At 61.8% G+C, this 21,732-nt stretch carries 18 protein-coding genes; all 18 read right to left on the bottom strand.

Going from position 1 to position 21,732, the window contains the following annotated elements; translation table 11 throughout:
- Window position 1: 1 nt before the first annotated feature.
- The 18 genes from AC6LKD_RS11090 to AC6LKD_RS11005 all read right to left on the bottom strand — a co-directional run bounded on the left by AC6LKD_RS11090 (window position 2) and on the right by AC6LKD_RS11005 (window position 21,560).
- Window positions 2-307, bottom strand: coding sequence for a TrbC/VirB2 family protein (locus AC6LKD_RS11090; protein WP_279995149.1), 306 nt, complete (start codon window positions 305-307; stop codon window positions 2-4).
- A gap of 108 nt (window positions 308-415) precedes the next feature.
- A complete protein-coding gene (locus AC6LKD_RS11085; protein ID WP_279995148.1) occupies window positions 416-1,081 on the bottom strand; it encodes a lytic transglycosylase domain-containing protein in 666 nt (221 codons plus the stop codon).
- A gap of 3 nt (window positions 1,082-1,084) precedes the next feature.
- Window positions 1,085-1,693 (bottom strand): TrbM/KikA/MpfK family conjugal transfer protein, encoded by a 609-nt coding sequence (locus AC6LKD_RS11080; protein WP_279995147.1) that lies wholly within the window; start codon window positions 1,691-1,693, stop codon window positions 1,085-1,087.
- A gap of 17 nt (window positions 1,694-1,710) precedes the next feature.
- Window positions 1,711-2,538, bottom strand: coding sequence for a hypothetical protein (locus tag AC6LKD_RS11075; RefSeq protein ID WP_279995146.1), 828 nt, complete (start codon window positions 2,536-2,538; stop codon window positions 1,711-1,713).
- A 63-nt stretch (window positions 2,539-2,601) separates the two neighbouring features.
- Window positions 2,602-3,879: a type II secretion system protein gene (locus tag AC6LKD_RS11070; RefSeq protein ID WP_279995145.1), complete on the bottom strand. Its 1,278-nt coding sequence runs from the start codon at window positions 3,877-3,879 to the stop codon at window positions 2,602-2,604.
- A 63-nt stretch (window positions 3,880-3,942) separates the two neighbouring features.
- Window positions 3,943-4,566, bottom strand: a complete 624-nt coding sequence (locus AC6LKD_RS11065) for a type 4 pilus major pilin (RefSeq protein WP_279995144.1) — start codon at window positions 4,564-4,566, stop codon at window positions 3,943-3,945.
- Window positions 4,567-4,643: 77 nt separating this feature from the next.
- A complete protein-coding gene (locus AC6LKD_RS11060; RefSeq protein ID WP_279995143.1) occupies window positions 4,644-5,744 on the bottom strand; it encodes a hypothetical protein in 1,101 nt (366 codons plus the stop codon).
- Window positions 5,741-7,534 carry an ATPase, T2SS/T4P/T4SS family gene (locus tag AC6LKD_RS11055; protein WP_279995142.1) on the bottom strand — a complete coding sequence of 598 codons (1,794 nt, stop codon included), beginning with the start codon at window positions 7,532-7,534 and terminating at the stop codon, window positions 5,741-5,743. Before AC6LKD_RS11055 ends, AC6LKD_RS11060 begins: the two co-directional genes overlap by 4 nt.
- A gap of 498 nt (window positions 7,535-8,032) precedes the next feature.
- On the bottom strand, window positions 8,033-9,394 hold the full coding sequence (locus AC6LKD_RS11050) for a hypothetical protein (RefSeq protein ID WP_279995141.1): 1,362 nt from the start codon (window positions 9,392-9,394) through the stop codon (window positions 8,033-8,035).
- A gap of 2 nt (window positions 9,395-9,396) precedes the next feature.
- A complete protein-coding gene (locus tag AC6LKD_RS11045; protein WP_279995140.1) occupies window positions 9,397-11,085 on the bottom strand; it encodes a type II secretion system protein GspD in 1,689 nt (562 codons plus the stop codon).
- A 24-nt stretch (window positions 11,086-11,109) separates the two neighbouring features.
- The gene (locus AC6LKD_RS11040) at window positions 11,110-11,880 is read right to left on the bottom strand and encodes a TcpQ domain-containing protein (RefSeq protein WP_279995139.1); all 771 of its coding nucleotides are present in this window, start codon (window positions 11,878-11,880) and stop codon (window positions 11,110-11,112) included.
- A gap of 82 nt (window positions 11,881-11,962) precedes the next feature.
- The gene (locus AC6LKD_RS11035) at window positions 11,963-12,295 is read right to left on the bottom strand and encodes a hypothetical protein (RefSeq protein ID WP_279995138.1); all 333 of its coding nucleotides are present in this window, start codon (window positions 12,293-12,295) and stop codon (window positions 11,963-11,965) included.
- A 736-nt stretch (window positions 12,296-13,031) separates the two neighbouring features.
- Window positions 13,032-15,572, bottom strand: a complete 2,541-nt coding sequence (locus AC6LKD_RS11030; RefSeq protein ID WP_498116217.1) for a TonB-dependent siderophore receptor — start codon at window positions 15,570-15,572, stop codon at window positions 13,032-13,034.
- Between the two features lie 160 nt (window positions 15,573-15,732).
- On the bottom strand, window positions 15,733-16,701 hold the full coding sequence (locus tag AC6LKD_RS11025) for a FecR domain-containing protein (RefSeq protein ID WP_498116215.1): 969 nt from the start codon (window positions 16,699-16,701) through the stop codon (window positions 15,733-15,735).
- A gap of 20 nt (window positions 16,702-16,721) precedes the next feature.
- Window positions 16,722-17,234: a sigma-70 family RNA polymerase sigma factor gene (locus AC6LKD_RS11020; RefSeq protein ID WP_498116213.1), complete on the bottom strand. Its 513-nt coding sequence runs from the start codon at window positions 17,232-17,234 to the stop codon at window positions 16,722-16,724.
- 317 nt (window positions 17,235-17,551) lie between these two features.
- A complete protein-coding gene (locus AC6LKD_RS11015; RefSeq protein ID WP_013391175.1) occupies window positions 17,552-18,307 on the bottom strand; it encodes a GntR family transcriptional regulator in 756 nt (251 codons plus the stop codon).
- Window positions 18,304-20,073 (bottom strand): glycerol-3-phosphate dehydrogenase/oxidase, encoded by a 1,770-nt coding sequence (locus AC6LKD_RS11010; protein ID WP_013391176.1) that lies wholly within the window; start codon window positions 20,071-20,073, stop codon window positions 18,304-18,306. The genes AC6LKD_RS11015 and AC6LKD_RS11010 overlap by 4 nt, the downstream gene beginning before the upstream one ends.
- Window positions 20,070-21,560, bottom strand: coding sequence for an FGGY family carbohydrate kinase (locus AC6LKD_RS11005; protein ID WP_498116212.1), 1,491 nt, complete (start codon window positions 21,558-21,560; stop codon window positions 20,070-20,072). The genes AC6LKD_RS11010 and AC6LKD_RS11005 overlap by 4 nt, the downstream gene beginning before the upstream one ends.
- Window positions 21,561-21,732 lie beyond the last annotated feature (172 nt).

Genomic DNA, 21,732 nt, shown 5'->3' with positions numbered 1-21,732 from the left:
TTCAGGAGAAGAAGAGCTTGATAATGCCGCCGGCCAACGCGCCGGAGAAGACCACGCCGCCACCCCACTGAATCAGCGTGTCCTTGCGGATGACTTCCATCGAGTAGAGCAACCCGAGGACGCCTGCGATGATCAGCGCGATGACCGGGATGAGCAGCCACAGCCATTCTTTGAGCGTGTCTGCGGCGGACGTGACTTTGGCCAACTGCGCCATTGCCAAGTCAGGATGCAGCAGCATGAGGGCGAACACCGCCACGTTTGCTGCCAGGGAGAGCGAGCGGGAGAAGGGACGTGCTGCGATTTGCATTTGCAAACTCCATAGGTAAAACCACGCCCACGCATTGGCGTGGGCGCTGTAGGTGAGACGTAGGGGAACGCGTGGGCGGCGTTTAGCTGCTAAACACCGGATGAGCTGCTAGCGGGAAGACTCGAGGCGCGGGCGGCTTATCGGCGTGCCGAAAACCGACTCTGAGGGCTTGTTGAAAGCGTCTGGATGAGGATTGCTGAAGGCGTCCTTGTGGCCTTTCTGAAAGGCGTCTGGCTTGGAAGCGATGCCGGATTCCTGCGTCTTGGGCTGCTTGGGCGGAGGTGCTCTGGACGCTTGCGCATCCTTGACGATGGCGGGCACAGGGAGACCGGCGCCCGCAATAAGCTTGCCGACATACCCGTTCTTGAAGCCCGCCGTCAGATTGCCTGTGTTGTAGCAACTGAAGGCTGCGTAGAGGGCGTTCTGGCCTGGCCCGTGAAGTTCGGCAGCGCGCTTGTAGCAGTTCACAAGCACACGCTGAGCAGATGCCAGATTCACGCAGGGATCAAAGATCGTTTCGGGCGTGACGCCGAGCCACTTCCAGTTGCGAACATTGATCTGGCCGTAGCCGACGTCGAAATCCACGCCCTTGTCCATCAGCTTTCGCACTTCGTCGACTGCTTCCGATTTGGAGGCCGGCCGGATACTTCTGTGCGGCTTGCTGTTGACGCCGATCACCAGCGGATTGAAACCCGACTCGTGGCGCACAACGGCGGCCAGCGTGCTGATGTGAACATCGGGTGCACACTGGCGAGCCAGTTCGGGGAAGTCCATGGTTCAGTTGCCTCCCCAGCCGGTATTCTCTCGGGCGGCCTTCTTTGCCGCTTGTTCGCGCTCATATCGCGCCATTGCGGCCGCGTAGTTGTTGGCTTCGGCCCAAAAGCCGTCTTCTTCTGGTTTGCCAACGTACTGAGGCATCTCCCCTTTGAAATTGGTGTATTCGTGAAGGATGTATGCCGCGCAGTAAGTGGGCATCACATTGGAAATGATCGTTCCCGACGTTCCCGCATCGCCGCCGGTACCGATAGTGCGAGACAGCGTCTGGTTGAGCGTGCTGGCATCGCATCGGCCAGCTCCACGGGCCAGCGCCTTGGCCAGTTCGCTCAGGCCCGGCACGGTCCCCACGGAGGGACACATGGCCAGAAAGTCCTGTCGCGCATCCAAGGTGTCAGAAAGCTTCTTCTTCTTGATGCCAAAGATGCGGGAAAGGGCAGGATCGCATTGGCTCGGGGGCTTTGCGCCGGCAAGGCAGAGCAGCGCAGCGCAAGCGTCCCCTTCATCGCCGGTCAGGACCTCGATCTTCGGCGGGGTCTGCGCCACGGCGGAGGCCGCGGCGGGGAGCAGCAACAGCAGAGCAAGGCGTCGCATGATTTTGAAGAATTCCATTGACATTCCTCGTGGCGCTATTGGCAGATGTAGTGGTTGCCGACATCGACAAGCTGACTTCCCATCCGCGTTTCTGTGCGGACCGTGCAGCCTTCCACCGAAGTGATATTCACGGAGTAGGTGCGGCCGACGCAAAAATCACCGTCACCGCCGGTGCTCGTGTCGCAGCTGCCGTAAAGCGTGGCCGTCCTGTTTCCGTTGGATAGCTGGCAGCTGCCGGCGGCACCTTTATTAAAGGAACCACCAGGAGCGGCCAGTTGACCCATCCAGATCCGGTTGTCATCCGACCCAGTGGTGCCAGATGCAAAGATGCAGTTCAGTTCAGCAGTCGGGCGATAGATCGTGGCTCCGAATGTCGTGCCGTAGTTGACCTGCATTTGCGCAGCGATGTTGCCAGCGAGGGTGTTGGGAAAGTGCTCCCCTGTCTCCGATCCACGCGCCTTGGCGATCACGACGTCGAGCACACCGCTTGCTCTTGCGGCGGTGCAGCTGTCCTGCCAAGCCCCCCAGGGCTCATAGGCGATGTCATATGCATTGGCCTGCAGTACGTAGGCCAAGCGATAGCGGATTCGTGATCCGGTAGTGCCGGCGGGACACGCCGCCGTCTCGGACTGCGTGTCCGCGCGCCGGCACCCCCCATACCCCGTGTGCCAGGCATACCCGGAGACGCAACCGCCGGGAGGAAGCGGTGCCCCCTGATCGACACGGACAAACATGCTGCCGAGGTCCGTCTGCAGCTGCATGTCGGCCTGGTTCGCCGACGACGCGTGGCCCAGTGCGGGAAAAAGCAGGAACAAGAGGGCAAGCCAGAGGCCGCCCCTTCCTCGTGACGAGGGTAGGAACATGATTTTCTCCGATGTAGGTTCTCCCTCCAGAACGGAGGGAGTGAGTCGCCCCTGGCGCAGGGGCTAGTTCTTGCAGCCTTGGATCACGGATGCTCGTGCGTTGAAGTCGGGCGGGGAGATGACAATGCGGTCACCAGCCACCGATGCACGCTGGGCTGTGCGGACGTAACTATTGCCGGAGTTCTGAAAGGATCCACTGAACGAACCGCCGACCGTGACTGAGCCCGCCGCATTCACATAGCCGGAACCTTGGATGCTTCCACCGATCGCGCCACCAATGTTGACGTCTCCACCACGAGCTGTCGCTTCAATGGCTTGCAGTGCGACATGCCGCCAGGGAGTTAAGCCTGCAGGACACGTTACGGCAGGGATAGCGGCATCGTTGGGTAGGTCGGTGAAGGCGGCAGTGATCGTCTGCCCTGCTTGCACAAACCAAACGCCACCAGTGCAGACGGCCAGCAGCTTGTTGGAAGTTGACGCATACATGCCCTCCGGAACGCATGCCGCGCCGGGCGAAGCCGCTGTGTTCAAGATAAGGCCAGTGTTGCTTGCGATCGCCCCGCCGACATTGAGCGTGTTGTGCAGCGTGACAGGGCGGGTCTCGCCGTGGCGCACAAACTGTCCAAACGGCGTCGCTCCGAGGCCTGCGGCCACAACAGCGTGACCTCGCTCCGGACCGAAGCCAAACCAGGCACGTGGAACGTCCAGAAGTGGGCCGCGGACATTGGTACCTCCATTCGCATCGTGTCCGCCATAGCCCTCTGCAGCCGCCATCACCACGCCCAAAAGGCCCTGGTGAAACTGCGCTCGCTTTCCCGTGGCAGGAACGCATGCGCCGCCTTGTCGAAGACTTCGAAGGTCATTGATCGGGTGGCAGGTATACACATAGGCACCGGTGCGGCAATCAGCCCCTGGGCATGCACCTTCACGCACGAGAATGAACCGTGCAGTGTCTCCCAGCGCAGGGTATCGAGGCGTGCTTGTCGGAAGCAGTCCCAATGCAAAGAGGTCTTCCACCCCTCCGTTTGCAATTTGAGCTGCAGCGACTGTCGACCAGCTGAGCGCGGGCGGGACCGGATAGGTGCCCGGTGGAGCACTGGTGATGTTCTCACCGCGTAGCCAGGCTTCGTGCTTTACCTGCAGATCCACCAGAGCGCCTCGAATCTGCGCTAGATAGCGCCCGGTAGCCTTTGCTGCGCTTTCGTCGGCATCGCGTTTGATCGTGTACGCGTATAGAACGGTGGCAAGGGTGACGATCGCCAGAACCACAAGCACTTCAACCAGGGTAAATCCTGCCTGTCGCCGAAGGCTGCGAGGCAAACATGGTTTGGTAAGTTGCATGGAGTGATTCGAGAAATATGCGAAGGCGGCGTTTAGGGAAACCGCCTCAGCAGGTTTATGGAATCAGCGCGTCGCGAAGACGAATGTATTGCTGTCGCCGTTGACGCAGAGATCCTGCGCTGTGACAGCGTTCAGCGACCCGGCTTCGTTGTTGGCGCCGAGCGATTTGGCAGCGGTGCCGTTGATGCTGATCGACTCGGATACACCGTTCAGTGTGCTGGCGAGTACAGGGCACGCCTTGTGATTGACGTTCGTCAAGGTGAGCGAGAAGGCGCTGCCCGAGGCTCCCCCGCCCAGAGCAACAGGACCGATCGTTACCGTCCCGTTCGTGCCGACCCCCGAACCGCCAAGGCGGTGCGCGACGGTATTGCCGGTCACTTTCAAAACGGACGATTCACGGACCGCTGGGACCAGATTCTGCGCGTTGCTGATCGCCACATACGGCGTGGCGGTGTCGCCTTCGCCTAGCAGCCGCGTGGCCGTCATGAAGCGTTGCAGCTCGCCTGCGACGGCGGGAACACGTCCTTGGATGAAGATTCCCTTGACTTGCGGGAACATGATGATGATGAGGAAGACGATGACTCCGATGACGACCAGGACTTCCACGAGGGTGAAGCCTCCTTGGCGTTGACGGTCCTTGCTGAGATTTCGCTTGCTCTGTTGCGAAGGAATGCCGGGATTGTTCATGAGTGATTCCGTGTGGTTGGATTTCTTGGAAACAACGAACGCCGTTGAGCTGTCCGCTGCATATTGGAGAAGAAGCGCTACATGGAAGCTTCGAGCATCATTGCGTTTCGCATGTCCCAAATCACGCTCTGGTGCCAGATCATGAGGACTGCCATGGCAACAACGGCACAAATCAGGACGACCCATCGCACTTGCTTTGCTCGGGCTTCGACTTGCTTCAGGATCGTGGATTCCATCCGTTCGCGGGTCTTCTGAAGCGCGACGTCCAGGCCCAGCGTTCCGCCGAGGTCTTCCATGTACCAGTACGTTTCACGATCCATTAGGCCGACGTCGAAGACTTGAACGCCTGACTTCGAATCTTCTAACCGTTGCTGAATTGTCAGAAGGCGCCTTGTCAGCCAGCGGGAGGCTCCATCGAATTGCAGTTCAATGGCTTCACGGAGCGGGACGGTTTTGCCTTCTCGAGGCTTAACTGCTGTGGCGGCGGTGCTTATTACCCCGATCGCCTGGACGTCGCGATAAAGGCGATACGGCCCCCAGTTGTCGAGCCAATTTCTGACGGGTCCGTCCAGGTATGGGAATGACAGCTGAAACGCCACTGGGAGTATCAGAGTACCGAGCCAGACTCGTGGACCATGGTTTCGGATCCAATCTGCCAGTTCGAAGAACGCTTGAGTTGATGGCGTGAGGTACGCGGATGGAATGTCAGGCATCGAGCTGAGTAGCATCGGCGCAGTGAAATAGGGGATCCCGATCACGACAAGACTCCACAGTAGGACTATCGCCATGACGGAGGTAAAGAGCGTAGAGAAGAGAATCGTTCTTAGGCGAACGCTCAGCCTGACTAGGCTTGCCATGTCCCGCAGTCCACTGGAAAGAACCGCGCGCCCCTGACGCTGAAGGGACACAAATTCTGCAACCTCTTTTGGCGGAAGCGTGCCGTGCAGAGTGATCCCGATATCTCCCGTTTCGACAATCTTGTGCGCCCAATAGGTCGAGAGAATGCCCCGTGCGCTGCGCCCGTATCGTTGGGAATCACTGTCGAGAATGTTCAGGATTGTGCGCTGTCCCTGGGTGTCCTCCGTCATGTCTGCGAGGTATTCATACCAATCAGCCCGCCGGCGAGAGAACTTGTGGGCGGCCTGTCCAACTCTTGTGAGTGCGAAGGGCAATTTCATTCCCGCTTCCTTTCACGAAGCACCGTCGCGAATGCCTTGAAGTGCGGCTCGATGTCCCGTGGGTCTATCAGTCCTTGGCTCATCTTGTAGACAGCGCAATCCATGGTCGTCTTTCCCTCCATGTCGGGGTCGTCGTAGGCGGCCGTTCGGTGGCCGGCATAGATCTGCCGTAAACGCAGTTCATCGCCGTCGCTTATCGCCCGAAGGGCCTCCGGATCTGAGGCAGGTTCGAACATCTCGGCGACAGCCGTTCGCCCTGCGTAGCCATAGAGCTCGGGGATGCCCTTTGCACGACATTTCTCACACCCCTCGGGATTTCGAACTTTGATACGGGTGCTGTCGAACCCGTAGAGATGTTCAATGTTCTCCAGATACTTGGACCACGTGTCCTTGTTCTGGTGCACGCCAAGTCGGTCCTTCGCACCCTCGAGCAACGAAACCGCGGGCAGGGCGCAGCTGCACGTGACAGGCATCAGTGCCTGATGCGCCAACAGCTTGAGAACTCCGGGCGTGCCAAGCGTCGTGCGCGGGATACCGATTTCGCTCGAAGCGAAGCGCTGGGGTATGGAAAGCGCGTGGCCGACGTGGGTGGTCGTATACAGGCTGCTACCCGAAAGAACGATGTCTTGAAAAGCTGAGCCGGTCAGGAGGTCCCGAATCTCGCCCAAGTAGACGTCACTGGCTGCGGCTCGTTTTATTGCCATGAGCTTGGACCGCATCGTTTTTTGGTCCGAGCCATCGAGCGTTCGAGAAACGCTGGCGGCCAGGGTGCGGGGGATTCCCAGCTCGACGGGATCCTCGATCGTCATGACTTTGCGCGTTTCTGGCAACCGCACGATGAGTTGGGCATTGGCTACGGTCTTCCCAGAACCGGGGACTCCGCCGATAACGATGGCGCCACCCATGCTTTGTAGGCATCGTTGGAACTTGGCGATGTGGGATGGCAAGAAGCCTAGCGTTCCCATGTCAACGGGTTCCACTTTTGCATCCATGTCGAGCAGACGAATCGTGATCGAAGGCCCCTTGTCGGCAATGAAAGAGCCCCAGCGCAGCATGTATAGCCGTTCGTCGACGAGCTCGTACAGCCTGCCCTGCTGTTCATTCGTCATGTCAAGGAAGAGGCCGTTTCCGCCGTGCACATCGAGCCAGGCCACGTTAGCCATTTCAATGAGCCGCTCGGTAGGCATGCTCAATTGTTTAGGCGTGGTGTACTGACCGTCGATTGTTGCGCATACGGAGGAAATCGCTGCCGTTGTGTCGATGTTCAAGTGCAGGTCGCTGGCGCCATTGCGCACGCCCCAGGCGGCGAGGTCATGAAAGCCGATGCGGACTGCCGATCGCGCGCCAAGTGCCCGAGTCCTTGACGTTCTTTGCTTGACGTCCTTTGCCTGCATGCGCTCGCGCACCAGGGCAAGAAGCACGACCGGGTTGACGGTGTAGACACTGACCTCAGGGCGCTGCGCGGCCTCTCGTGCCCGCTGTAAGACGGCGCGGAAGATGTCAGAGTCTTGTTCCCCCTGTTTGACGAAGACGACGTATTGCTTGCCTTCCAGCTCGGCGACGCAAGCTTTTGCGGCGGCCTCAGAGCCGCACCAGTCAACACGAAGGATTTCAAAGGCCGGGCGCATGGCTTCGACGTCTTCGAAGGATTCGAGATGTCCCTCCGAGGCTTCGATGTGTTCCGGCAGCGCTGACGCCATGCTGAGGACCGGTGCCGGATCGTCTTCGCGAAAATCCGTGCGTGAGCTGCGAAGAACTCTTCGGACCCAACTGAAAATTCCGTTGCTCATGGTGCTCTCTCATCTAGACAGTACGTGGAAGCGTCCTGGTCACGTATCGAAAAGGTCGCGCAGGGAGGCGAGATGTTGAGCGAGCTCAACCCCAGGTCCGGACCCGCGATCCGTGAGGCGGTTCCGCCCAGATATGCGGCCTGCCTCTCGCCCACTTGAATGTGCGCGACGAGGCGCTTGCCGACACCAACAATAGCGAGCAGGCGTGCCGTGGGAGCCTTCGGAGGCGCCGGTGTCTCCGTCGTGGCTGGATCAGCGCTGAGCGGCATTTCGCCTAACGGACTCATGGGAATGGGACTCTTCACCTTGGACCGTTCCTCGGCGAGTGCCTGGCGGGCATCCAGTTCCAGCAGTTGACGAACAAGGTGACTGGGTGGGGCGGGAGGCGGGCTGGGCACGATCGTCTGGCTTTCAGGTTGAGCGTGCGTGATAGCGGGGGAAAGCAGCCCTAGCCCGATGGCGGCGGCGCAAATTGCGACAAGGAGTCGCGGTGAAAAATCACGGCGCGAGGACATAGATAGTTCCTTTAAGCATGGCCGGGAAGGCACTGGCCGTTAGACCAGGTGTGGCTTCCGGCATGTAACGCACTTGGAGCTGCTCAAGCTCGGTAGTCACAGGTAGGTCGAGCCCGTAGAGGGAGCGCAGCGGGCCGTTGATGATTAAGGACTGGCTGGCAGGCAATCTGATGCCTTTCGGCTTCGGTACGGGCTGCTCAAGTCCGTTTGGTAGCTTCACGTTCGGGACCGCGATCGGAACTTGGCCAGGCTTGGATATCGTGAAGTCCTGCAGGGCGGGCGCCAAACCTTGCCAACGAGGCTCCCATGTCAGTCTCATCTCCTCCGGGCTGGGTAGCTTTTGCAGCTGTAATGGCCTGAAGAGTCGAGGGCTCGGAAGGTTCCATCTCGCAGAAGCTGTTTCGAGATCCAAGTGCGAGATTTGCCAGAAACCTGGAAGTGCGGCCTTTAGCGAGTGATTATCAGCGAGGCGTGTTCGTCGAAACTTGGCTGTGCAGGATCTGGCCTGAGGTTGGCAGTCCACCTCCGTTAGGCGCCAGCGGCCAGGTTCGACTGGCACACTGAGAACGGCGTTGACGACTTCGTCTAGGCCTTCGTTCCCGTGTGTTCGGATCGAACTGGCCCAAGCGCCGATTGCACCCTTCCAGAGAGTTTCAGGATCGAGCTGGGGCTGTGCTGCCTGCAATTGCTCTTGTAAAAGAGCCTGTCGTTCATCCCACCAGGACATTCCGAGATCCCATGCCTCATATGCAAGGATTAGGGCTATCAATACCCACCAGATGGGCGAGACCATCGATAGCTTGAATGTGGCTCGCTTCAGTGCCGTTTGGGCGTTGGCATAGGCGGTCAGCTGCGGCAGGGAGAAGGGCCGTGCCTGTGGCCAATAGTTGCTATGCAGCTGCAAGTCGCTGTGGCGAGTCGTGGCGTCTGCGACAGTTTCTTGAGCCGCGGTGCGGTCTTGAAATATGGTGTCCCCACCGCCCTGGACTGCACCATCTATCACGACCGCTAGCCAGACAGACTTGTCCTGCAGTTCGCATACGACGGCATGTGTACCGTGCCGATGCATTTGCGCGAAGGCTGCTGCTGCCGAGAAAAGGGTCGCACGTGTCTTTGTCCGGTTTTCACGACCTTTCGCGGTCAGTAGACCTACCGACGAGCTGCGCGAGTCACTTCGAACATAATGAGTCGCACGCGCCTTGCGCGCTGCTTGGAGTGCAAGCTTCTGGAGGTCTTCACCGAGGACAGTGCGCCACTTCAACCCGAGGACGAGTTGATTTGGTGACCCCGGGATGGCAACAAGTCGGTAGCTGGTGCGTCGGGGGGCCTTCTTTCGCAATGCCATGATCAGAATCCTTCTTCTGGGATGGCGGTCACCAGTACAACGGTGAGCACCTGCTGCTCCTGTGATGCATCGGAACCTCCTACGACCATGGGCGCGTTGTCATCCAGACGCCGTCTGGTGGAGTTGTCGGCGGACTGTTGGAAGCCACCGATGACGGTTTGCTCACCGGGGCGGACCATTACTTGCTGGACGCGACCTTGGCCGCCTATATCAGCTTGCTGTACGAACGATTGGTCATCGCGAGAACCGACAGGTTGCTTCTTCAGCGAAATGAGCCGAGTGTCGTCGTAGGCAATTGTCAGCAAGACCTGGCCGTCGTCCTGGGCGTCCGGCACAACGGTGAGGAAAGTGCCGACAGTCTTCTCGTTCTGGGTGACGGTGACGGTCGGCGCCGACGTGTCGGACGTGCTTTGTGTCTGCTGCAAATCCTTGATGTACTCGAAGGTATTGCGCGTGTCGTACTTTCCAGGCCGGCGGTTCTGTAAGAGCATCGGAACGCTCTTGTGATTGATGATCGATCCGAGCTGAGACAGCGCGGTAAGGGCAATGTTGGACCCAGCAAAAGGTCCGCTCCCCACCGTCGCGCCAATGCTGCCTGGCGCCTGCGCTGCGTCGAGCATCCCGCCGACACCTAGCGCGGAGGCTTGGTTCTCGCGTCCCAAGCTATTGAAGAGGATCTTCCAGTCGACGCTACCTTGGTTCAGTCGATCACGTTGAACCGTGATCTCCTCGAAAACGAGACGTACACGGCGCGTCATCTGGCGATTTTCTGCTTCCAGGAATTCGGCGATTCGCTCCTGGGCCTCCTTCGTGTCGGTCACGACGATGGTGTTGGAAGCGCCGTCTGCTGACTTGATGACGCCGGCGCGGGTGAGAAACTGGGTCACCTTGCTGACGACGGCGGCCAGCTCCTTCGCCTCGTCTTTCGACGCGGTGCTCGACTTCTCGGCGAGTGTCGAGTTGGCGGATCGCATGTCTCGCTGCAGGTTCTCTTCTGCGTTCTGCGTGGGAGCGCGTACCACGTAGCTCTTCGTTTCCGTCCGATAGAAGCGAATGGCACCGATCTTTTCGTCATATCGCCAGTACACGCCGAGACGGAGCGAGATCGAGTCCAGGACCGACGCGAGGGGTGCCTGGCCGGCGGGAAGGGGCGACATCTTGGTCCGTGCGACCCCTTGGGGCAGGGTCGGGCCGGCAATACGGTCAACGGCGAGGCCGGGGATCAGCGCGGGGACAAGGGTATCTGCCGTGGATGCACCCAGGGTGGCGCCGACGACAGACCCTTGTTCGCTGGCCAGGCGGGGCAGGAAGTACTCCGCCGGTAGCAATGCGTCGCCGGACACCTGCGTCAGTATTCCAGTTGCGATCTGGATACGGTCGGCCAGCGTTTTCAGGTCGGCGGCATTGTCTTCGAAGAGCAGAGTGGTATTGACGTTGGCGCGCAGCGCAGGCGGCAAGGTGACGTCTCGAGCCAAGGGCTGCGGTTTGCCCGCAATCCATGGAAGGTCCACGACCTGGCCTTTGGCCCGTTCGGTGTCGCCGGCCCTCTCTTTGAAAAGTTCCAGCGTCCGGGAGTGGGTCACGCCTTCGCGGTCGGCGCGGGCGTTGATGCGGTCGGTGGCTTGGAATGCGGAGCAGCCGGCAAGCGCTGCAAGCGCGATCGCCGCCGCAACAGTGCGGTATGCAGTCATTGGGGTTCCTGGTCTATGCCACGGCTAGGATTGCGTGGCAGGGGAGCGATTGCAGCTTCGGGTGAAGGGCACCACGCGCAGCACGCGGTTGCCGTAGAAGCACGGGCGGATGGGCGATTCGGTCATGGCAACCGCCTGCGAGAGGGCCTGGGTTGCCTCCTGGAAGCTCGCAGCCTCGAATTCGGCCGGCGCTTGGATCGGAAGGTCAAAGTTCACCTCCCATTGATCCGGGCCGAAAGTCCAGCCGGCCTTGCCTGCCCACCGGGCTAGCGCCTGCCGCACGGTGCGGTCTTCCGGGCTGATCTTCCAGATTTCCTTCAGGATGACCGGCTCGGGTTCGGACTGCGGGATGGCTTCGGCGGGGCTTGATTCGGCCGGCAGTGAAGACAGCATTTCTTGGCCAGCGACGAGGGAGGCGGCAACTTGGATGGTGGCGGGCTGGTCGTTGGCCGTTTGCTCGGTTGGCGCCGCGGCATGAGACGCCTCTGGGGCTGATTCACTCTTGGCCGGCGCTTCGGGAACAGGTATTGCCGCGACCGATGCAAGGGATGTTGATGTCGTAGCGGGCGGCGCAGAATTACCCGGTAGATCGGACGCCGGCAAGGGGCTTGCCGCGGCGCTGGGAGGCTCGACGGGTGCTGCCGACTGGGCGGCGGGGTCTATCAGGCGAGGATCGATGCGATTGATCGCCACACGCGGCGTATCGCTTGGTTTGGCGGGCGCGGGCGGGGCAAAACCGCAGGCCGAAAGAAGGAAGGCCGTCGCGAGGACGGCCGCCAGGGCGGGGGTGTGCATTGGGAAGACTCCGGGGGCAAGGACTGCCCGAGAGGTAGAGGGAAGCGCCTCGCAAGCGCAAGGGTGCGGTCGGTGCGTGTGACTACGCTGATTCTGGCGACCAGGGCGTCAAGCCTTGGCGCTCGAGCTCGTTATGGACGGCACGCAATTCACCAGGACTGCTGCCTCGGCGGACCAGCAAAAGTAGCTCCACGAGCGCGGGATTGGTGCGGGCGGTGGTGTCGGCGTTCGGTGCAACATCTAGCATCGTCAGGCGCAGCTGCGAAACCTGCTCGGACACAGAGTCATCCACTTCCAGACGCAAGCGAAGGTACTGAGACAACCGCATGCCGAGTTGTGCCGCAGCAGCTTCATACTTGGCGTAGCTTTCCGCTGACAAACGAAAGCTCACGGGACGTTCAAGCAGCGAGCGCATAGAAGCGTCCCTCCTCGACGACGATGTGGCCAACGGCCTCCGTAAAGGCCTGGTGGAACGCGGACTTTCTGACGGCTCGCTCGCTCGGGGAGTCTTGCTTTCCCTGGCAGTGGTCGCGAAAGTGATGATCTCGAAACTGAGCCAGGGAGAGGGACGTCGGTTCTTCAAACCACAATCGGGCGGCGTGGCGCCCGGCCCTTGCTGTGGAGGGGTATTCGAATGTCGCGTCAAAGCGGCGAGGCACGCGTGCGCCCGCGAGGGTCGTTGACCTCATATGGATCATTCCTAGGGGGGCCTCAACATGGGAGGGGGATGGAGGGACTAGTAGCCAGCCATGAGCGGGCATGGGGCCAAAAGCGGGGCCATTTACGCAAATTAGTGCGACTTAATGCGGCTATCTTGCTTGCTTCATGATGCTTTCTGCACGCTAATTGGCGCTAATTTGCGTCCGCACAGATTCGATTCCTGTCGGGCGCGCCACCAAATCAAAGGCTTACATTTTTTGGGTCCGTTTTGGGACCAAAACGCGCAAATTAATGCGAGTTCTTTGAGCTTCCAATTACGGCTTCCGGGCAAGCAAATGCTCGGCACAGAGGGCCGCCATCTTCGCCTTTTCTCGTTGGTTCCCGGATGCCCAGCGCGGCCGGGCCCCGGTCTTGTTAGTCACGCTTAGGCCATTCGAATATCAAAAGAGCCTCATATTCCTTGATTGATATGACGGCCGGGTTTTTCGAAATCAGAAATCCACGCTGGCCGAAAGCATGAATGTGCGAGGCGCGCCCAGCCACAACTTGCCGGCGCCTCCCGCCGCCCAATACGCCTTGTTCGCAAGGTTCAGGACATTGGCGTTCAGAACCACGTCGTGGCCATCGATCGAAGTCCGATACTGCATGCCGGCATCGAAGATGGTTCGGCCTGCCGTTCTGAGTGAGTTGTCGCGGCTGTAGAACTGCCCGGTGATGGCCTGCACATTGCCGGTCGCGGTCAGGCCCGGAACGCCCGGCACATCCCATTCGACACCCAGCTTCGCTTGCCATTTGGGTCGTGCCATCACGAACCGTCCCTGATCCACGCCACCGGCCGTCTTGGTGAGTTCCGCATCCAGATAGGCCACACCGCCCATCAGGCGCAGGCCACTCGTGGGTTCACCGAAGAAGCCCAGTTCGAGGCCGCGATTGCGCTGCTCACCCTCGAAGGAAAACATGTTTGTCACAGGGTCGACATAGCTGCTGGGCAGTCTGATCTGATAGGCACTCAAGGTCGCCGCAAAGTCGCCGAGGTCCAGCTTCACCCCCACTTCGTGCTGTTTGGTCTTGTAGGGCGCGAAGATCTCTCCGGCATTGCTTGCGCCAACCGGCGCGATGGCGCCTTCCCTGAGCCCTTCGGTGTAGTTTCCGTAGATGGATATCTGATTGGTGGCTTTCACCAGCAACGCGGCCGCTGGCGATGTGGCCGACTCGTCGTAGCGCGATGTGCGGGCACCGGTGGTCATGTTGAAAGACTCGGCGATCACATTCTGGCGCCGCAGGCCCGCCGTCAGCACCACACGATCACCGGCAAAGCTCATGGTGTCGGCAATACCTACGCTGGACAGGCGCGACAAGGCGGTCTTGGGGATGTCCGACTTGCCCAGCGGTCTGGCAGGCGCAGGCCCCCATTGCGGGTCATAAATGTTGGTGTACCAATCGGACGGCAATAGACCGAGCGCGATTGCGGATCGGACTTCCTGCTCGTAGTAGGAGCCGCTGACCGCTACTTCGTGCTTCACGCCGCCCGTGCGCAGACGCGCCATGACACCGACGTCGCCTGCCGTGCGATCCAGCGACTGTCGTTGCTGTCCAAAGTTGGTGCGATAGCGCCCATCGTTGTCGGTCACCCTAAAGACCACGCCGAGCACGCCGTTGTAGTCAGTCTTGGCTTTCCCGTAGTTTCCATAGACGATGATGTCATCGGTGACATCGGCCTCGCCTCGCAGTACAAAAGCCGAATCCTCTACATTGGAGAAAGTCCAATCCGGCTCCAGCGAGCGACGCGGATTCGGCACGTCCGGTCTTTGCAGTCCCGCGCCCACGGTGATACCCCGATTGACACTGCTGCCGTTATCCTTGTTTGCGTACAAGTCGGCCGCCAGCCGCACTCGTTCGTTGCGCCAGTCCAGGCCGAAGGCGCCCAGCGTGGTGCGTTTCGATTGCCCTTCGACCGACGTGCGGCCATCCTGATACAGCCCGTTGAACCGTATGCCCACCTGCTGGTCGTCGCCGAATCGTCGGCCCACATCCACGTGCGTACCGTATTGACCGTCGGACACGAACATGCCGGTCACCCGGGTCAGCGGCTTTTCGGTCGCCCGTTTCGGAACGAGGTTGATACTCCCCCCGACAGACCCGCCCGGAGGCATGCCGTTGAGCATGGTGGAAGGTCCCTTGAGCACTTCGACGCGCTCCACCAGTTCCAGCGGTACCCGGGTGTAGGGCAGCAAACCATAAAGCCCGCCGAAGGCAATATCGCCAGAGTCCACATCGAACCCGCGGATGACGAACGCCTCGCGGACCGTGCCGCGCATGCCCAGGTCGTAAACCCCGGCATCGGTCGACCCGACAACCCGCGCAAGATCCTGAGCTTGACGTACAGCCTCCTCGGTATAGCCGATGGTGCTGAAGGGCGTCTCCATGAAATCCTTGTAGCCGAGCATACCCACGCGGATGCCGGTCGCCACCTTGCCTCCGGCGTACACAGGGGTCAGATCGCCACGGTACAGTCCCGTCACGATCACGGGGCTGAGCAGCGTGGCATCGCCGTCGCCTGCGGCTGACTGCCTGGGCGCGCCACTATCGCTTGGCGGAGCCTGGCGCAGCACGTAACGGCCGGCACCGTTGTCCAGCGCCTCGAATCCACTGTTGGCCAGCAGGTGTGCGAAGCCTTCGCGGATACTGTAGACGCCATCCAGCGGTCTGTTCTGCAGTCCGGCCAGACGCTGTGGGTCGTACGTCAGATACACACCCGAGAGGGCGGCGAACTCTGCCAGCACATCGCTCAACTTGCCGGACGGGATACGGTATTTTTTCTTTTGCTCGCTGCCCGGCGCCTCGCTGGCCGTCGCAACGCCGGGTGAAAGCAGCACGGCTGCGGGCAGACTTGTCAGGACACAACTCACCGCCAACGCGAGCAGATTGGCCTTTCGCCGGTACGGAGGTTGTTGGGGGGAGCGGCCTGATTGCGAAGTGCGGACACCGGCTGCCTTGTCGGCAGACGAGCGTGGAGGTGAGCGAAGCGCCATGCTATGGACCTTTCGTCAGTAGGGGTGAATACCTCGGACGCCCTCAATGGCGTCTTACAGCGGTACACCGAACGAGACGAAAAATATGCTCATTGCAAGATGTAAGTTCCGAATCGCCTTCGCTCGTGGCGAGCTTTGTCACGAACGGGCCAAAGAGGCATCAATCTCTTGCAAGCACTGTCACCCAGTATTTCGAGCGACTCTCTATCTTGAGCGGCAACGATTCGGCCAGCACGGCCAGGGCCGCATCGGTGTCGCCGATGGGCAGCGATCCCGATACGCGCAGATCGGCCACGGCCGAATCACAGCGCAACACGCCCGCACGATAGCGGGCAATTTCGGCAATGACGTCAGCCAGACGCATGCCCTTGACCAGCAAAATGCCCTTCTCCCACAGGCCGACGTGGTTTTCGATGCGGGCAATGCTGCCCACGCCCGTCCCATCGAACTCGGCTTGCTCGCCCTCACGCACAATGCGGGGCGTGCCTCCAAAGGGGCGGATCTCGACGGCGCTCTCCAACACGGCAACCCGAAACCTGTCGGAATCGATCTGCCGCACATTGAAGCGTGTGCCCAGCGCCCGCACGACGCCAGCCGGCGTATCCAGCAGAAACGGTCGCGGCGTGGCCACGCGGTCCTTCTGCGTGGAAATAAGCACCTCGCCCGCGACCAGACGGATCCGGCGTTCGGTATCGCTGAACTTGATATTGACCGCGCTGCGGGTGTTGAGCGCCAGATGCGACTCGTCGGGCAGCGTCAGTTGCTTGCGCTCGCCTGCTGTCGTGCTTACATCGGCGGTCCATTCCCGCCACGGTACGTAACGCAAAGCCAGCATGCCTAGCGGCGCAACCACCAGCAACATGCCCACCGTACGCAGGCTGCGGCGACGACCGTTGCTGCGTTGCAGGCTCTCCAGCGCCTCCGCTCCGATTTCGCGAGGAACCTCGTCGAAGACATGGAAGATGGCTTGCGTCCGCATCCAGGCGGCGGCGTGTGCTGGGCTCTTGCGACACCAGAGCTCAAGAGCTTGACGATCGGCGACTGAAGGTGATTCATACTGAAAGGTGATGGCCCAAGCCGCCGCCTCTTTCAGGATCCTGCTGTCGATGACGGCAGTGGTGGAAGACATGACGGTGTGTCCGGAGAGGCTCAGGCCACGGCCAGGCAGGCGAGCAAGGCTTTCTGGATATCGCGTCGCACGGTGATCAGCGGCATCGTCATGTGTTCGGAGATCTGAGCCAGCGTCATACCGTGAAGCTGTGCCATCAGGAAGACCTGGCGGATGCGTGGCGTCATGCCGGCGAGCATGGTGTCGATGCGCACCAGCGCTTCTATGATGAGCAGGCGAGTTTCGGCAGAAGGTGCGTGCTGCGCGGGAAGCTGCGAGATGGCGTCCAGGTATGCCGTCTCGACCGCCTTTCTGCGCCAGTGATCGACCACCAGGCCCTTGGCGATGTGCGTGAGCAACGCACGTGGTTCGTTGCTGTAATGCTGATTGAACGCCTGAGATGACAGGATGCGCAGGAACGTATCGTGAGCGAGATCTGCGGCATCGTGCGCGTTGCCCAGTTTGCGGCGCAGCCAACCCTGCAACCATCTATGGTCGTTGCAATAGAGCGACTCAACATTCACGGCAGGCGATTGATCAGACAAAAAACTCATGCATCACTCTTGCGCATCGAAACAATAATAGGAAGCATTCTCGAATGTAAACTGGTTCGGGACCAGCTGGCAAGAGGCGCGAGGGCTGATCTTGCCCCCGTTTCACGGCCACCTCGATACGCGATTCAACATCGCAATCGAAGGCGAACAAGATGACCAAGGACAAGGAAGACAGGCAGCGGCAGAGGCCAAGAGCGGCCAACAAAGCCGATCGGCGAAGCGCAGGCAGATGATGATGGGGCAGGCGATGCAGCAGTGCCGGATGCAGACGATCCTAAACACCGTCACGTTGCCACTGAAGCAAGCGCCTTGATGCGTCAGGTAGTGGTCTGCACATGCAGCCGGCTGGACTTGCAGCGGTGCAAGGCGCGGTAGTGTTCCAGCGGACGTCCGTTGGCGCCATAGGCGATGGACTCGATGCGCAGCAAGGGTTCGGGTTCTTTCATTCCCAGCAATTCGCAGGTCTCGGCGTCCGGTTGCACGGCGTCTATCCAACGTTCCGCGCGCACGATACGCAGGCCGTACTGCCTGCGCAGCACGTCGTAGAGCGAACGGTTTTCCAAACGGGTGCGGTGCAGGCCCGGCACCAGGTCCGCGGGCACGGCGGTTTCCACCAGCAATTGCAGTTCGCCATCGACGCTGCGCAGTCGCTTGAGCGCCACCACCTGGCCGTCTTCGGCCAGCCCCAGCGAACTGGCCTCGTGCGCCGTCGGCGCACGCAGTTCCTGTCGCAGCACCTGGGTGCGCACCGTGCGGCCCTTGCGTTCCATTTCGTCCGAAAATCCCAGCACGGTGGAAACGAAATCTTCGTCGCGTTCGCGCGCCGACACGAAGGCGCCTTGGCCGCGTATCTTGTAGATCAGGCCGTTGCGGACCAGGTCCGCCAGCGCTTCGCGCACGACGATGCGCGAAATGCCATATTGCTCGCCGAACTCCGCCTCGGTGGGCAGCTTGTCGCCCACGGCCAGTTCGCCTTGCAGGATCTTGCCGCGCACCACGTCGCGGAACTGCGCCCAGAGCGGGGCGCCGGCGCTGCGGTCCAATATGGCTTCGGTGGAGATGGGGCTGCTCATGTCGTCAAAGAGTTGGAAATCGAACCTGCGGTCAGGGCGGAATCGGCGGGCTTTGCCCAGGACGTCTCGTCCGCAGGAAGTTGAACACAATGCCGGTCCCGCAGCGTCGCGGTGCAGGCCCGTAACTCGGTCTGCCGGCGCTCGGCGTTCCAGCCCAGCTCGGCTGCGGCAATATCGGCCAATTCAGCCAGCAGCGCCGGGGTGACATGGCCGCGGATGGCCAGCAGGGTGCGCCGGATCACCAGATCGGTCAGGTGCTGCACGGCCGTTTCACGGCACAGATAGCGGATCTCGGCCGCGGAATGGTCCGGCGCGTGGCGCAAGGGCTTATCGCCCGCAGCCGCGAAATCCGCCGCCACGGCGCCCGCCCGTGAACCATAGCGCATGAACAGTTCGGTGACGCGCTCGCGGTCCAAGGCGGTGGCCGCCTGGATGCTGTCCAGAAAGCGTTGCCGCCCCGGAGCATCGGCGGGCATGCCCGCCCCGCCGCCGATCGCCACCTGCTCGGTTGACTGCCGCCGCGCGCGGCCCAGTTGTTGCAGCACCGCGTCGGCTGCCAATTGCGCCAGCGAACGGAAGGTGGTCCATTTTCCGCCCACCAGGCACACCATGGGGACCTCGCGCCGTGCGTTGGGCGGGTCGATCACCACCGCGTGATCGCGCGATATCTGTCCAGGCTTGTCGGCATCGGACTGGGCCAGCGGCCTGACTCCCACATAAGTGTAGACCACGTCATTGCGGCTGAAATCCAGGCGAGGAAACACCTCGCGCAGAACGCCAAGCAGGTAGTCGATCTCCGCCGGATCGGTTGCGGCAAGGTCCGGATCGTCCACCGGTATATCGGTGGAGCCCACCAGCACCCGGTCCAGGAAGGGGTAGACGATGCACACCCGGCCGTCGGACGCCTCGAAGTAAGCCATGCGGCCTTGAAGCGCCGAGCGCAGCGCGGGATGGTTCAGGATCAGGTGTGACCCCTTGGTGCCCATGACGCGTGAGCCGGCGCCTTGCAGCGCGCCGGCGGCGCGGTCCAGCCAGGCCCCCGTCGCATTGACCACCGTATCGGCGGTCACTTGCACGGATTGTCCGGTGAGCGCGTCGCGCAGCGTGATGGTGCGGCCCTGGCATGCCGTCACGCTGCAATAGTTCGATGCGACCGAGGCCGGATGGCCGCGATGGGCATCGTCGATCAGCTCCAGCACCAGCCATTCCGGATGCCGTATCCAGGCATCGTAGTAAGTGGCTGTCCAGCGTACGTCCGTGCCGAACAGTGCGCCGTCCGCCTGTGGCACGCGCTCGATGCGATGTTCCGGCATGATGCGCTGGCTGCGGCCCAGCCGGTCGTAGAGGCGCAAGCCCAGCCCCACTACGCACAGTCCCCGCGCGCCGGGCGAGGCGCTCAGGCCGGCAAAGCGCAACATGCTGCCCCACAAGCCGCCGAAGCGGCTGGATAGCGGCACCACGGTTTCCAGCGGATGCACCAGATGCGCCGCGTTGCGCAGCAGCAGATTGCGTTCGCGGGTGGCTTCCGCCACCAGCGAAAATGCGCCGCTTTCCAGGTAGCGCAAGCCGCCGTGGATCATGCGCGACGGCGCGCTGCTGGCGCCAGCAGCCACATCGTCCTTGTCCACGATCAGGCAGTCCACGCCTTGCAACGACAGGTCTCGGAACACGCCAGCGCCGTTGATGCCCGCGCCGACGATCACCGTCGAAAAATGACGGCCCGCCAACGAGGCCGGACGCGCGAAGGTCGGTGTGTGCGGGGTCATCGGGCCGGTTCCGCCAGATGGCCGAAGGCGGGAGCCATGCTGTCCACCAAACCATGGAAGCTGGCGTAGAAATCGGCATGCGCCTGTGTCTCGGCGGCTAGCGGTTCGACCGTTTCGGATGGGGCCGGCAGCAAGTCGTCGCCGCCGGGGTTTTGCGATAGCGCGGCATACAAGGCGGCGCCACGCGCGCCGGTTTCGTCGTCGCCGCAGCGTTCCACGGCATGGCCCAGAAAGCCCGCCAGCAGACGCGCCAAGCGCAAATCCCGAGCGCCGCCGCCCAGGGCCGCGACCCTGCCCGGCACGCCCAGCCCAAGCGCCGCCAGGCGTTTCAGATGCCACGCGTGCAGCGCCACCACGGCGTCGATCACGGCGCGCGCCATGTGCGCGCGGGTGTGATGCCCTTGCAGGCCGACGTAGCCCGCGCAGGCTCCCGCCGGCCAGCTTCCGCCGTTGATGAAGGGCAGAAAGCGCAGGCCGTCGGCGCCCAGGGGCACGCCCATCGCGCATTCCACCGCCGCGGCCGCGTCCGGGAACTGCAAGGTGCGCGCCAGCCAGGCCACGTTCGCCATCGACGACGGGCTGTTTTCCAGATAGAGCCTGCGGTCCGGATCGCCGAAACTGACGATGGCGCCGACTTCCGGCTTCGGTTCGCGAGTCGGCGCCACTACGGCATTCACGCACCAGGTGCCGAGCACGGCCACGGCATGGCCTTCGCGCTCCGCGCTCACCGCCTTCAGTGAGGCGAGCAGATCGATCGCGCCCAGTGCCACGGGCAGGCCGGCGGGCAAACCGAAGGTAGCCGCCTGGGCCGGCCGCAGCCGGCCGATCACCGTGCCGCTGGGCGCGATGGGCGCCAGCGCCGTGGCCGCCAGGCCAGACAGGCCGGCGGCCTCGAAAGCCATCGTGGACCAAGCCCCGGCCTTGAGCGACAGCAGGCCTGCGGTGCTGGCGTCGCTGGCGTCCGTGGCGATCTCGCCGGTCAACAGGAACCCCAGATAGTCCTTGGCGAACAGCAGGTGGCGAATGCGATGGAGCTGGCCGGCGTTCGCGTTGAAAAGCTCCGCGGCGATCAGTGACGACTGCCCGGCCCACGGCCGGCACCCCACTTCGTCATACAGCGCATCCCCCATGCTGCGGTCCAGCGCCCGGGCGCGGGCGGCGGCGCGCTGGTCGGTCGATGCCACCGCGCGGCCCTCCAGCAATTGGCTGCTCGCATCCAGCGCATACAGGCCTGCGCCATGGCCCGTGCAGCAGAGCGCGCGCACGTCCGCCACACGCCTGCCCAGTTGCGCTGCCACGCCTTGCAAGGCCAGCGCCAGCGCCGCCTCGATGGCGTCCGCGGACAGCTCGCAACCGCCTTGCGCCAACTGCCGGTAGGGCAGCGCGCCGCCCGATGCGGCCAGCGTGGCGCCGCTCCCGGCCTCGAAGGCGACCGCCTTCAGGCCCGTGGAGCCCATGTCTATGCCTAGGTAGATGTCTGTTTTCATGTCATAACATTGTCTACAGAAATTTCACGCAGGATAGCAGTGTTTCCCCTAGTAATCTAAAAATTTGCCGTGCAATATAGTTCATCGATGTCATAACAACGATTCGACCCAGACAGGTTGAACTACAGGCACCGAGGGCTCCAGGGTTCTTGGATCTTTGCGAAAAAAAGGA

Source organism: Achromobacter sp. D7-1 (assembly GCF_059760445.1).
The sequence above is the reverse complement of the archived record's forward strand: the minus strand, read 5'-3'. Positions and strand labels throughout refer to the sequence as shown.

What these genes read in the sequence shown, in the direction of transcription:
- AC6LKD_RS11090 (WP_279995149.1), bottom strand. Translation starts at nt 307, where the DNA reads ATGCAAATCGCAGCACGTCCCTTCTCCCGCTCGCTCTCCCTGGCAGCA.
- AC6LKD_RS11085 (WP_279995148.1), bottom strand. Translation starts at nt 1,081, where the DNA reads ATGGACTTCCCCGAACTGGCTCGCCAGTGTGCACCCGATGTTCACATC.
- AC6LKD_RS11080 (WP_279995147.1), bottom strand. Translation starts at nt 1,693, where the DNA reads ATGGAATTCTTCAAAATCATGCGACGCCTTGCTCTGCTGTTGCTGCTC.
- AC6LKD_RS11075 (WP_279995146.1), bottom strand. Translation starts at nt 2,538, where the DNA reads ATGTTCCTACCCTCGTCACGAGGAAGGGGCGGCCTCTGGCTTGCCCTC.
- AC6LKD_RS11070 (WP_279995145.1), bottom strand. Translation starts at nt 3,879, where the DNA reads ATGCAACTTACCAAACCATGTTTGCCTCGCAGCCTTCGGCGACAGGCA.
- AC6LKD_RS11065 (WP_279995144.1), bottom strand. Translation starts at nt 4,566, where the DNA reads ATGAACAATCCCGGCATTCCTTCGCAACAGAGCAAGCGAAATCTCAGC.
- AC6LKD_RS11060 (WP_279995143.1), bottom strand. Translation starts at nt 5,744, where the DNA reads ATGAAATTGCCCTTCGCACTCACAAGAGTTGGACAGGCCGCCCACAAG.
- AC6LKD_RS11055 (WP_279995142.1), bottom strand. Translation starts at nt 7,534, where the DNA reads ATGAGCAACGGAATTTTCAGTTGGGTCCGAAGAGTTCTTCGCAGCTCA.
- AC6LKD_RS11050 (WP_279995141.1), bottom strand. Translation starts at nt 9,394, where the DNA reads ATGGCATTGCGAAAGAAGGCCCCCCGACGCACCAGCTACCGACTTGTT.
- AC6LKD_RS11045 (WP_279995140.1), bottom strand. Translation starts at nt 11,085, where the DNA reads ATGACTGCATACCGCACTGTTGCGGCGGCGATCGCGCTTGCAGCGCTT.
- AC6LKD_RS11040 (WP_279995139.1), bottom strand. Translation starts at nt 11,880, where the DNA reads ATGCACACCCCCGCCCTGGCGGCCGTCCTCGCGACGGCCTTCCTTCTT.
- AC6LKD_RS11035 (WP_279995138.1), bottom strand. Translation starts at nt 12,295, where the DNA reads ATGCGCTCGCTGCTTGAACGTCCCGTGAGCTTTCGTTTGTCAGCGGAA.
- AC6LKD_RS11030 (WP_498116217.1), bottom strand. Translation starts at nt 15,572, where the DNA reads ATGGCGCTTCGCTCACCTCCACGCTCGTCTGCCGACAAGGCAGCCGGT.
- AC6LKD_RS11025 (WP_498116215.1), bottom strand. Translation starts at nt 16,701, where the DNA reads ATGTCTTCCACCACTGCCGTCATCGACAGCAGGATCCTGAAAGAGGCG.
- AC6LKD_RS11020 (WP_498116213.1), bottom strand. Translation starts at nt 17,234, where the DNA reads ATGAGTTTTTTGTCTGATCAATCGCCTGCCGTGAATGTTGAGTCGCTC.
- AC6LKD_RS11015 (WP_013391175.1), bottom strand. Translation starts at nt 18,307, where the DNA reads ATGAGCAGCCCCATCTCCACCGAAGCCATATTGGACCGCAGCGCCGGC.
- AC6LKD_RS11010 (WP_013391176.1), bottom strand. Translation starts at nt 20,073, where the DNA reads ATGACCCCGCACACACCGACCTTCGCGCGTCCGGCCTCGTTGGCGGGC.
- AC6LKD_RS11005 (WP_498116212.1), bottom strand. Translation starts at nt 21,560, where the DNA reads ATGAAAACAGACATCTACCTAGGCATAGACATGGGCTCCACGGGCCTG.